The following is an 11685-nucleotide window of genomic DNA, read 5'->3' as shown; positions in this document are numbered from 1 at the left end:
AGATAGAGTAGGATTAAAGCAACTGTATAAGCCAATAAGCCTAACAACAGGACTTTATCTAAAATAAAGACCAGGCCAATTCCCCCTTCTATCACCGTTATCATCCCCATGACCAGCTGAATCGTTTTGTTCAACCCTGCCTTTTTACTGCCCTTTTTCATCGGGAAAAGGAGGGTCAACGGTTGGTAATCAAAAGCACTGTATAGCCCCAGTAATTGAAAAATAACCAAGTAATTGAGCAAGGCTACAAGGGCAATCACTACGAGGGGTTGAGGAATAAAGATGATAGCGAGAATGGAAAGAGCCAAGAGTCGGAGAGTCATAGAGAAAAGATCTCCATTCCGTAGGAAGGAGCGCATATACAAGTGAAACCAAGTATTGCCATGTGTTTTGGGAAGAAGCCTTAAGAAACCATCCAAGTAAGCTCTTCTTTTTACACTGTTGGTAATGCCTTTCACCGTTGTAAACAAGGCAAAGAAACGAAGGATCAATTGTTTCCTTGCATTCTCACGAGCAATGGCCAAGGTCCAATTCAAATTTCCATCCTGGTAGAAGCGGGCTTCCTTCCAACTAAAAACAGCGCCTTTAGCCAACCCTAAGACAAGGATATAAGTTACTATAGCAAGTTTATCCAGCCCCGTTGCCAGAAGAAGAGGCACAAATAATAGAAGAACAAAACTTTGAATCAAAAACCAAAAGACAAAAGACCTCTTAGCCTGCTCTTTAATATAACTTTTCACTTCCTCATCCTTTACTAAAAGGAATAAAGCATCGGGCTTCTCTAAGTAGGTCGCAATGGAGCCTATCGGAACCAAGAGGAGCAAACCAATCATGAGACTCCAGCGGATCAGGCTTGTATCTTTGGGTAGATCTTGCAAGAATTGGCTATACTGAACCGCCAAAAATCCTATGAAAATTAGCATAAAGAGGACAAAATGATCATTGAGAACATAGCGGCTATATTTTACACATTGAGTTCGAAACGTTTGTTGCCGTTTTTTCATCAACTCTTTCATGCTGTTTCCTCTTCTGTCAAGGTCATGTAGATATCATTTAGACTTGCTTTCTCATCCCCAAAAGTTGAACGCAGCTCGTCCAAGGTCCCTTGTGCTCGGATCTGACCCTGATGGAGGATCACAAAACCATCACACATCTTTTCAGCCGAATCCAGAACGTGGGTACTCATCAAAATCGATTTTCCTTTTGCTTTCTCATCTGCCAATAACTGAATCAAATCTGCAATCGCAACAGGATCCAATCCCAAAAAGGGTTCATCGACAATATAAAGACTTGGATCCACTGCATAGGCGCAAATAATCATGACCTTTTGCTTCATCCCTTTTGAAAACTGGGTAGGGAACCAATCTAATTTTTCAGCCAAACGGAATCGTTCCAACAAAGGCTGGACGCGCACCATGACCTGATCCATGTCTAAATCATAGGCCATAGCTACGGTCTCGATATGCTCTCTCAAGGTTAATTCCTCATAAAGACTAGGCGTTTCCGGAATATAACCGATTTTCTTGCGGTATTCCGTTGGGGCTTCTGGCAAACTAAGGCCGTCAATCCGTACTTCCCCAGCATAAGGATGTAGCAGACCAATGATTTCATTAATCGTGGTTGATTTCCCCGCTCCATTTAGTCCAATCAAACCAATCAGTTGGCCATCCGGAACCGAAAAGCTCACCTCTTTCAGGACAGGGATATTGACATAGCCCCCTGTCAACTTGTTGATTTCTAACATATTTTCTCCGATTTCTGGTATAATGTTCTTATATTATAACAAAATTTAGTCTAAATGAGGTGTATTTATGGTTGATGATTGTATTTTTTGTAAGATTATAGCTGGCGACATTCCTTCCTCCAAAGTCTATGAAGACGAGGAAGTCCTCGCATTTTTGGACATCTCTCAGGTCACCCCAGGTCATACTTTAGTGGTGCCAAAAAAACATGCTCGCAATCTCTTAGAGATGGACGAAACCGCTACAGCTCAACTTTTTGCACGTGTCTCTAAAGTTGCAAAAAAAGTAGAAGCTGCTACCCAAGCCAAGGGAATGAATATCATCAGCAACATGGAAGAAGTTTCTGGACAAACCGTTTTTCACACACATGTCCACATTATCCCTCGCTATTCCGATCAAGATGAGCTTGCCATTTCATTTACTGAACACGAGCCTAATTTTGAACAACTAGCAGTTCTCGCAGAAACCATCAAAAACAGTTAAAAAGGAGGCCATATGAAACTCAAAAATCTCTTTTGGTTTGCAACAGGAGCTAGCATTAGCTACCACCTAGTAAAAAACCGCAAAGAAATCAAAACAGAGGTGACTGAATCCAGCCAATTGGTCAAGGGAATTCAAGATAACCTAGCAAAAATCCAACGCAATCTGGATATTATCCAAGACCAAAAGACCAATCTTCAAGAATTGGTAACGGATTTCCAATACAAGACCAAACTATTTCGTCAACAAGCAACAGCCTCTCTAAAAGAAATTCAAGACATCTGGCAACCAAGTAAAAACGATTGAGAAAACTCAATCGTTTTTTTCTTATTCTGAAGGTAGCGTAGGTGTCACACTGCTCGACTCTGTAGCTGCAGGGGCAACTGGCGTTACAGGAGCAACGGAACTTTGAGGTGTCACTACACCTGTATCCTGGGTTGATGGTACAACTGGTAGTTGGTTATACTCTTGGTAAACAGGTGCTTCCTCAGATGTTGCTACTGGAGTATCATTTTGAGAAGAAGAAGAATTCTTCAACTCTTCGTCTCCATCCAATAAGTAAGCATTGGTTTTCAGTGTTTTAATTTCTTTCTTTCCTAAAGCTTTGCGGATGATATTTTGAATTTTCAAGAGATGTTTTGAAGTGACAATCTGATAACTTCCACCATCTGCCAAGGTCGCATCTTCTCCTTTCAGCTGATACTGATGAATCGTTGAAAGGGCGTCTTTATATCCGAGTAATTGAAGAAGACTGTTGCTATCAAGTGAAATGTTGGTTTGCATATTGTCACTAACAGACTCAATAATTCCTTTGTAGTGACTCAAACTATTGAGGCTTAAAACTTTCTCAACAATTTTTTTAATCACTTCACGTTGGCGTTTTTGACGTCCATAGTCTCCTTCCGGGTCTTGGTAGCGCATCCGTGAGTAAACGAGTGCTTGGTCCCCATTAATTTCCTGACGTCCTGGTGCGATCTTAGCCGTATATTCTGGCTCATTTTCCTCGATCGAGATATCGAAGTCAAATGGATTGTTGACCGTGATCCCACCAACCTTATCCACTAATTGAACCAACCCCTTCATATTGATCATGACATAACGGTCAATATGGATATTCAAGAGATCCTGAATGGTCTTAATAGCTAACTTGGCACCACCTTGAGCATAAGCCGAATTCAATTTTGCTTGGACCGTTTCACCATCTGAAGTAATATTGGTTAGGATATCTCTTTCCAAGCTTGTCATGGTTGTTTCTTTTGTTTGAGGATTAACAGTCACTAAAATCATGGTATCACTATTTCCAGCCCAAGGTTCTTCCCTAGAACCACTACCTGTATCAACCCCCATCAAAAGGATGGTCATCGGCTTGTTTTCTGCAATGACATTGGTCTCATTTCCAAAGCTCTTATAGGTCTTACTGAGTGCCCCCGTCGTCTGATTAAGGATGGTAAGGCCATAGGCTCCGACCCCAATCACTGTTACCGTCAATAAGCTCAAAAACATCAAAATAATTTTTTTAACCATATAGAATCTCTCTCTAATCTATCAGTTTCCCCATAAGGTAAACATCTAAAAATTCTCCTTCAGCTGAACAAGCTCCACGAGCTTGGCAACCTTCGATCTCAAAACCTAACTTTTTATACAGGTGAACCGCCCGTTCATTGCGCACTTGGACATTCAAGACCAGTTTCCGAAGAATACCCGTCGAGTGTGCCCACTCAATTCCTTCTTCCAGCAAGATCTGTCCAAGCCCTTGATTCCAATAAGCTTTTTGAACAACAATAAAGACATCACCAATATGCTGAGTGGACCGTTTAGAAGCCGCAGTGATATTTAACAAAGCTACCAATTCCTGATCTAGAAATAGCAAGAGGCAAATCCGGTTATCCGCCATCTCTTGCACCATTAGAAAATGCTCCATGTCTGCTAGAGTCATGCCAATCCCAGTTTCATCTAGCGTCATGTAGTCCGACTCTTTTCCGACTTGATTTAAGAAATCAATGACAAAAGCTGCGTCTGCACTTTCAGCTTGCCGAATTTCTAACGTCACTTCCTTTTCCTTAGTCATCCGTTTTTTCCACCTGCTCAAAGGATGCTAGTAAATCTTCTGCACGCGCTCCATGAGCTTCAAAAGCTAACTCTCTCCCATCTTCCAATTTTCGGATAAAAATTTTTAGATAAGCATCCGAAAGACTCGGCTCAATCAGCTCTCCCCATTCAATAATGGTAGCCCCATCTCCAAATAGAAAATCATCTAAATCAATAGAATCTGGATCATTTCCAATCCGGTAAACATCCAAATGGTATAAAGGCAAGCGACCTTCGTATTCACGAACAATGGTATAAGTCGGGCTTTTAATCATCTGATCAATCCCTAACCCCTTTGCAATTCCTTTAGTAAAGGTCGTTTTTCCTGCCCCTAGATCACCTGATAAGATGATCACGTCTTGCTTTTCTATGAGTTTTCCTAGCTGTTTTCCTAGAGCGATCAGCTCCGTTTCATTGTGACTAATCATTTCTCTATTATACCAAACTTTTTAAAAATCTGCTCTTTCTTTTAGAAATTGTTCGACTCCGATTTGTTTTTGAGAAAAAGGAATCAAAGAAAACAGGAAACTCTCCCATTGATTCCCTCTGTCGATCCATCTAAAAAGGAATGGGAGACAACTCCCATTCCTTTTTAAATATTTTCCTGATAACTAATTCAAAGCCATGCTAACGTAGTTTAAAATAAAGAGAACATCTAAAATCCAAATCATGCTGTGCACTTCTTTGGCTTGTCCTTTAACCACTTTCACCAAGCTATAGGTGATAAATCCAGCAGCGATCCCTTGTGTAATCGAGTAGCTGAAGCCCATAAAGATAGAGGTGAAGAAAGCAGGAACTGCTTCTGACATATCTTCCCAATGGATATTTTTCAAGCCACTCAACATCATGATCCCAACAACAATCAAAATTGGAGCTGTAGCAGCGGTCGGTACAATCGCCAACAAAGGACTAAAGAGACTTGAAATAGCAAAACAGATCGCTACAACCAAGGCTGTCAAACCAGTGCGTCCACCAGCTCCAATACCAGCTGCAGATTCAACATACGTCGTTACGTTTGAAGTTCCTGCAATAGCTCCGACTGAAGTCGCTACAAGGTCTGAATAGAGGGCCTTATCTAATTTCGCTGATTGATGGTTTTCCCCATTTGTCGCAACAATCCCAACTTTTTCACCCGTACCGATTAAAGTTCCAATTGTATCAAAAATATCAGTCAAGGAGAAGGCTAAAATTGCCATTAAGGTCTCAGGCAAACGAGACGTATTGGAAATCAACGAACCCAATCCTTTCGATCCTAAAGCTTGACCAAAGATCGTGCCTAAATCATTAAAGGCAGCTCCTAGATGATTACTTGCAAAGTCAATTTTAGTGATATCAACCACATGGATGAGAATTCCAAGTACAGTCGTCACTAAGATAGAAAGGATAATCCCTCCCTTAATCCCTTTGACAACAAAGAAAATGGTAATCGCAAGACCAACAAGAGCCAAGAGGACAGCCGGATTGTTAAAATCAACCAATCCAGGAACAGCAGATGCATTGGCTGAGATCGTTGCATTCGCCTTATCTGCTCCTTCCCCGACCACTGTATAGGTATGAGGATCAATCGTGAATTTCAAAAATCCTGCATTCTTAATCCCAACATAGGCCAAGAAAATCCCGATCCCCGCTGAAATAGCAGACCGAAGAGCAGTCGGAATCGATTCGATGATCATCTTCCGGACTTTTGTCAATGTGATAATCAATGAAATCACACCACAAATGAAGACCATTCCCAAAGCTTCCTGCCATGAGTAGCCCATACCAAATACAACGGTAAAGGTAAAGAAGGCATTCAAGCCCATCCCAGGTGCTTGTGCATAAGGTAAATTAGCATAAAAAGCCATCATCAAGGTCCCGACAACGGATCCAATGATCGTTGCAAGGAAGACTCCTTGAGCTGGCATACCTGTTTGTGACAACATTTGAGGGTTTACGAAGAGGATATAACTCATCGCAAAAAAGGTTGTCAAACCAGCAAGAACCTCTGTTCGAACAGTGGTTCCATGTTCTGAAAGTTTAAAAAACTTATCCATTTCAGAATAAACTCCTTTTTCATCATTCTCGCTCCCAATCAATTTGCGAACGTTATTTCTATTTTACCAAAAGATATTTCGCCTTTCAAGAAATCCTACTTCTCTTCTCGATTTTTGAGCGCTTTTCCGATTTTTCTGATATAATGGTCTCATTCTTCTCGAAAGGAACCGAATTATGCATAAAAAGATGATCGCTCTAGATTTAGACGGCACCCTCTTAAATTCCGAAAGCAAATTGAGTGACTTTACCATTGAGACCATTAAAAAAATTAGTGCTCTTGGCCATAAAGTTATTATTACAACAGGCCGCCCCTACCGTATGGCACATACCTACTACAAACAACTAGAGCTAGATACTCCAATGATCAATTTTAATGGTTCTCTTACGCATCTACCTGAGAAAAAATGGGCGGATGAACAATGTTTGACTTTAGATAAAAAATACCTGCTAGATATGGTCGCTAACCGAGACACCATCCAAGCGGACTTTATAGCTGGCGAATACCGCAATAAATTCTTTATTACTGATCCAAATGAGCACGTTGCAGACCCTAAATTATTCGGTATTGAATCTTTCCAACCAGAAAATCAATTCAATCCCGAGCGGGTAACGAGCGACCCAAACTGTATCCTCTTTCAAACGAAAGCGGAAGACAAATATGCTCTGGCAGATGAAATGAATCGGCATTATGACTACAATCTGTCAATCAATACTTGGGGTGGTCCCTTAAATATTCTGGAATGCAATCCCAAAAATGTAACCAAAGCATCCGCTCTGACCTACCTTCTAGATAAACTCAATATGGATCAGAAGGATTTGATTGCCTTTGGAGACGAGCACAACGATACCGACATGCTAGCTCTCGCTGGTCATGGATACGCCATGAAAAATGCTAGCTCCGTCCTTCTCCCTTATGCAGACTCCGTCACAGATTTCACGAATAACGAAGATGGTGTCGCGCGCCAATTAATTCAATTATTCTTATAATAGGAACAGACATGAGTTATCCCCTCATGTCTTTTTCTACCCTAAATACTTAATCGGTTAATCAATACCCCCCTATTTTTCCATTTTTTTCATTGCTTTGTCATCTAGTTTGTGATATTATTAACATAGTTATTAAAGAAGCGCTTTCAATAATACTAAACCGCTTCTCGTTCACTTAAGGAGGAACAAAATGAAAGCTGTTGTTGTAAATCCAGAAGGTACTGGTGTTGAAATTGTTGCGAACAAAGAAATGCGACCACTTGAAACAGGGGAAGCTCTTGTTCAAATCGAATACTGTGGTGTCTGCCACACTGACTTGCACGTCGCACATGGAGACTTCGGTAAAGTTCCAGGCCGTGTTCTTGGACACGAAGGAATCGGAATTGTTAAAGAAGTTGCTCCAGATGTCAAGAGCCTTAAAGTTGGGGATCGTGTCAGTGTTGCTTGGTTCTTCGAAGGATGTGGAACTTGTGAATACTGTACAACTGGTCGCGAGACTCTTTGTCGGACTGTTAAAAATGCAGGTTACTCTGTTGATGGAGGAATGGCTGAACAATGTATCGTTACTGCAGATTACGCAGTGAAAGTACCAGAAGGATTAGATCCAGCCCAAGCTTCTTCTATTACGTGTGCAGGTGTTACAACTTACAAAGCCATCAAAGAAGCCAAAGCTGAACCAGGACAATGGATCGTTATCTATGGAGCTGGTGGACTAGGAAACTTGGGTGTTCAATATGCTAAGAAAGTCTTCAACGCACATGTCATCGCTGTCGATATCAACAATGATAAACTAGAATTGGCGAAAGAAGTTGGTGCAGACTTTGTCATCAACGGTCGCGAAGTTGAAGATGTCCCAGGATTGATTAAAGAAAAAACAAATGGTGGCGCTCACTCTGCTGTCGTAACAGCTGTTTCTAAAGTAGCTTTCAACCAAGCAGTAGATTCTGTTCGTGCAGGTGGCCGCGTTGTCGCAGTTGGTCTTCCTTCTGAAATGATGGACCTCAGCATTGTGAAAACGGTATTAGATGGTATCCAAGTCATTGGTTCTCTTGTAGGAACTCGTAAAGACTTGGAAGAAGCTTTCCAATTTGGTGCAGAAGGCTTGGTAGTCCCTGTCGTTCAGAAACGTCCAGTAGAAGATGCTGTCAAAGTCTTTGACGAAATGGAATCCGGAACCATTCAAGGACGTATGGTACTTGACTTTACAAACTAAACAACTGAGCCTACAGGACTAGCCCAACTGGGCTAGTCTTTTTTTTGTGCTCTCAATCATTCTATTTTACAATTTATTATATATTTATTTTTATTTTCAGGAATATCGTTTGATTGTCGGAATCTTTTTATATTGAGAACAAAATCCTATAAAACATATCTATTATTGATTTTTTAAGCATCAACAAGTAATAAACAAAATTCATTCAAGAGCATTCTTTTTCTATCTAACGATAATTTAACATAATAAATCAATGTTTTTACATCGAGATTTTGATAGAAAAATTGACTTAAGTGTGGAAACGATTTATAATAAAGTAGCTTAAAGTTTTCTTAAACTGAAAGTCAAACAAATTTTATAAGGAGGAATGTCAATAATGAGTATTGGTATCATTATTGCTAGCCACGGTGAATTTGCAGCTGGAATCCACCAATCTGGCTCGATGATCTTTGGGGATCAAGAGAAAGTTCAAGTGGTTACGTTCATGCCAAGTGAAGGCCCGGATGATCTCTATGCTAAATTTAATGCAGCTGTTGCCGCATTTGATGCAGAAGATGAAGTCTTGGTTTTGGCTGACCTTTGGAGTGGTTCTCCATTTAACCAAGCAAGTCGCGTCATGGGAGAAAATCCAGATCGTAAATTTGCGATCATTACAGGATTAAACCTTCCGATGTTGATTCAAGCTTATACAGAACGTTTGATGGATGCAAATGCCGGCGTTGATCAAGTCGCTGCAAACATCATCAAGGAAGCAAAAGACGGTGTCAAAGCCCTTCCAGAAGAATTGAATCCTGTTGAAGAAGCTAGTACTGCCGCTGCTGCTCCTGTAGCCCAAGCTGCTATTCCAGAAGGAACAGTTATCGGAGATGGAAAACTCAAGATTAACCTTGCCCGCTTAGATACACGTCTTCTTCATGGACAAGTCGCAACTGCTTGGACACCTGATTCAAAAGCCGATCGGATCATTGTTGCTTCAGATTCTGTTGCTAAAGATGAACTCCGTAAGGAATTGATCAAACAAGCGGCACCAAATGGTGTGAAAGCAAACGTTGTCCCAATTCAAAAATTGATCGACGTTGCAAAAGATCCACGTTTTGGAAATACCCATGCTTTGATCTTATTTGAAACACCTCAAGATGCTCTTCGCGCCATCGAAGGTGGTGTTCCGATTAAAACCTTGAACGTTGGTTCAATGGCCCACTCAACTGGTAAAACCATGGTGAACAATGTGTTATCAATGGATAAAGATGATGTGGCTACATTTGAAAAAATGCGTGATCTTGGAGTAGAATTTGACGTCCGTAAAGTGCCAAATGACTCTAAGAAAGATTTGTTTGACTTAATTAACAAAGCTAACGTTCAATAATCGATTACTTACGAAAGGATTTTAAACATGTCTATTATTTCTATGGTATTAGTGGTCGTTGTTGCCTTCTTAGCAGGTCTTGAAGGTATCCTTGACCAATTCCAATTCCACCAACCCCTTGTTGCTTGTACCTTAATCGGTTTGGTAACAGGTAATTTGACTGCTGGCATTATGCTTGGTGGTTCACTTCAATTTATTGCACTTGGCTGGGCAAACATTGGTGCCGCAGTTGCACCCGATGCTGCCCTTGCATCTGTCGCTGCTGCCATCATCATGGTACTTGGGGGAGACTTCAGTACAAAAGGAATCGCTGTTGCTCAAGGTGTCGCTATTCCACTTGCAGTTGCTGGTCTTTTCTTGACCATGATCGTCCGTACCCTTTCCGTTGGTTTGGTTCACACTGCCGACGCTGCTGCTAGAAAAGGGGATATCAAAGGTGTAGAACGCGCTCACTTTGTGGCCCTTCTTCTTCAAGGTCTTCGTATCGCCATTCCTGCAGCCCTCTTGTTGATGATTCCTGCTGAAACTGTCAAAACTGCTCTTGAACAAATGCCAAAATGGCTCTCTGATGGAATGCAAATCGGTGGTGGTATGGTTGTAGCCGTTGGTTATGCCATGGTTATCAACATGATGGCGAGCCGTGAAGTATGGCCATTCTTTGCCATCGGTTTTGCTCTTGCAGCTGTTAGCCAATTGACCTTGATCGCCCTTGGAGCAATTGGTGTTGCCCTTGCCTTGATCTACCTTACTCTTTCTAAGAAAGGTGGCAATGGAGGTGGCGGTGCCTCTACTTCTAACGATCCAATTGGCGACATTCTCGAAGACTATTAAGAAAGGTGTGACACTATCATGACTGAAAAATTACAATTATCAAAATCAGATCGTCAAAAAGTTTGGTGGCGTTCAACCTTCTTGCAAGGTTCTTGGAACTATGAACGGATGCAAAACTTGGGTTGGGCATACTCATTGATCCCAGCTATCAAAAAACTTTACACGAAGAAAGAAGACCAAGCAGCTGCTCTTGAACGTCACATGGAATTCTTCAACACTCACCCATACGTTGCCGCTCCTATCATCGGGGTAACACTTGCTCTTGAAGAAGAAAGAGCAAACGGTGCTGCGATTGACGATGCTGCCATCCAAGGGGTTAAAATTGGTATGATGGGTCCTTTGGCGGGTATCGGAGATCCAGTCTTCTGGTTTACAGTACGTCCTATCCTTGGTGCCCTTGGTGCATCACTTGCTGCGTCTGGTAACATCCTTGGCCCACTCATCTTCTTTATCGCATGGAATGCGATTCGTATGGCCTTCTTGTGGTACACGCAAGAACTTGGATACAAAGCAGGTTCTGAAATTACCAAAGATATGTCTGGTGGGATCTTGCAAGACATCACCAAGGGAGCTTCTATCCTTGGGATGTTCATCCTCGCTGTCTTGGTAGAACGTTGGGTATCTATTAAATTCATCTTTAATGTTTCTTCTGTCAAATTAGACGACAAAGCTTATATCCACTGGGATAAACTTCCTGAAGGATACAAGGGTATCCAAGAAGCCTTCGCTCAAGTTGGTTCAGGCCTATCTCAAACACCTGAAAAAGTTACAACTTTCCAACAAAACTTGGATTCATTGATTCCTGGTTTGATGGGATTGCTTCTTACTTTCGCTTGTATGTGGTTGCTTAAGAAGAAAGTATCTCCAATCACTATCATCATCGCCCTCTTTGTAATCGGTGTCTTGGCACACGTTGCTGGCTTGATGTAAGCAAAGATCAACAA

At 41.5% G+C, this 11685-nt stretch carries 13 protein-coding genes; 7 read left to right on the top strand and 6 right to left on the bottom strand.

Annotation, left to right across the window (positions count from 1 at the left end):
- Positions 1–1016, bottom strand: a 1016-nt coding sequence (locus ADH92_RS08990) for an ABC transporter permease (protein ID WP_049498157.1), incomplete at its 3' end; no start/stop codon positions are given.
- A complete protein-coding gene (locus ADH92_RS08985; RefSeq protein ID WP_049498156.1) occupies positions 1013–1744 on the bottom strand; it encodes an ABC transporter ATP-binding protein in 732 nt (243 codons plus the stop codon). The genes ADH92_RS08990 and ADH92_RS08985, both read right to left, overlap by 4 nt.
- Positions 1745–1811: 67 nt before the next feature.
- On the opposite strand from ADH92_RS08985, the gene ADH92_RS08980 reads away from it, so the two are divergent.
- Both ADH92_RS08980 and ADH92_RS08975 read left to right on the top strand, forming a co-directional pair.
- Positions 1812–2225 carry an HIT family protein gene (locus ADH92_RS08980; protein ID WP_003012582.1) on the top strand — a complete coding sequence of 138 codons (414 nt, stop codon included), beginning with the start codon at positions 1812–1814 and terminating at the stop codon, positions 2223–2225.
- 12 nt (positions 2226–2237) lie between these two features.
- Positions 2238–2528: a hypothetical protein gene (locus tag ADH92_RS08975; RefSeq protein WP_003003980.1), complete on the top strand. Its 291-nt coding sequence runs from the start codon at positions 2238–2240 to the stop codon at positions 2526–2528.
- 21 nt (positions 2529–2549) lie between these two features.
- On the opposite strand, the gene lytR is transcribed toward ADH92_RS08975, so the two are convergent.
- From lytR to ADH92_RS08955, 4 genes are all read right to left on the bottom strand, one after another.
- The gene (lytR, locus tag ADH92_RS08970; RefSeq protein WP_049498155.1) at positions 2550–3746 is read right to left on the bottom strand and encodes a glycopolymer--peptidoglycan transferase LytR; all 1197 of its coding nucleotides are present in this window, start codon (positions 3744–3746) and stop codon (positions 2550–2552) included.
- 13 nt (positions 3747–3759) lie between these two features.
- Positions 3760–4290, bottom strand: coding sequence for a GNAT family N-acetyltransferase (locus ADH92_RS08965; protein WP_049498154.1), 531 nt, complete (start codon positions 4288–4290; stop codon positions 3760–3762).
- Positions 4283–4738, bottom strand: coding sequence for a tRNA (adenosine(37)-N6)-threonylcarbamoyltransferase complex ATPase subunit type 1 TsaE (tsaE, locus tag ADH92_RS08960; protein ID WP_049498153.1), 456 nt, complete (start codon positions 4736–4738; stop codon positions 4283–4285). The genes ADH92_RS08965 and tsaE overlap by 8 nt, the downstream gene beginning before the upstream one ends.
- A gap of 183 nt (positions 4739–4921) precedes the next feature.
- On the bottom strand, positions 4922–6343 hold the full coding sequence (locus ADH92_RS08955; RefSeq protein WP_003003910.1) for an NCS2 family permease: 1422 nt from the start codon (positions 6341–6343) through the stop codon (positions 4922–4924).
- A 175-nt stretch (positions 6344–6518) separates the two neighbouring features.
- On the opposite strand from ADH92_RS08955, the gene ADH92_RS08950 reads away from it, so the two are divergent.
- The 5 genes from ADH92_RS08950 to ADH92_RS08930 all read left to right on the top strand — a co-directional run bounded on the left by ADH92_RS08950 (position 6519) and on the right by ADH92_RS08930 (position 11671).
- Positions 6519–7331, top strand: coding sequence for a Cof-type HAD-IIB family hydrolase (locus ADH92_RS08950; RefSeq protein ID WP_003003913.1), 813 nt, complete (start codon positions 6519–6521; stop codon positions 7329–7331).
- Positions 7332–7521: 190 nt separating this feature from the next.
- On the top strand, positions 7522–8544 hold the full coding sequence (adhP, locus tag ADH92_RS08945; RefSeq protein WP_049498152.1) for an alcohol dehydrogenase AdhP: 1023 nt from the start codon (positions 7522–7524) through the stop codon (positions 8542–8544).
- Positions 8545–8920: 376 nt separating this feature from the next.
- A complete protein-coding gene (locus ADH92_RS08940; RefSeq protein WP_003010431.1) occupies positions 8921–9910 on the top strand; it encodes a PTS sugar transporter subunit IIB in 990 nt (329 codons plus the stop codon).
- Positions 9911–9937: 27 nt separating this feature from the next.
- Positions 9938–10741: a PTS mannose/fructose/sorbose transporter subunit IIC gene (locus ADH92_RS08935; protein WP_049498151.1), complete on the top strand. Its 804-nt coding sequence runs from the start codon at positions 9938–9940 to the stop codon at positions 10739–10741.
- Between the two features lie 18 nt (positions 10742–10759).
- The gene (locus ADH92_RS08930; protein WP_003010435.1) at positions 10760–11671 is read left to right on the top strand and encodes a PTS system mannose/fructose/sorbose family transporter subunit IID; all 912 of its coding nucleotides are present in this window, start codon (positions 10760–10762) and stop codon (positions 11669–11671) included.
- Positions 11672–11685 lie beyond the last annotated feature (14 nt).

The organism is Streptococcus parasanguinis (genome assembly GCF_001073155.1).
Lineage (GTDB): Bacteria > Bacillota > Bacilli > Lactobacillales > Streptococcaceae > Streptococcus > Streptococcus parasanguinis_D.
This window is presented reverse-complemented; position numbering and strand designations above follow the sequence as displayed.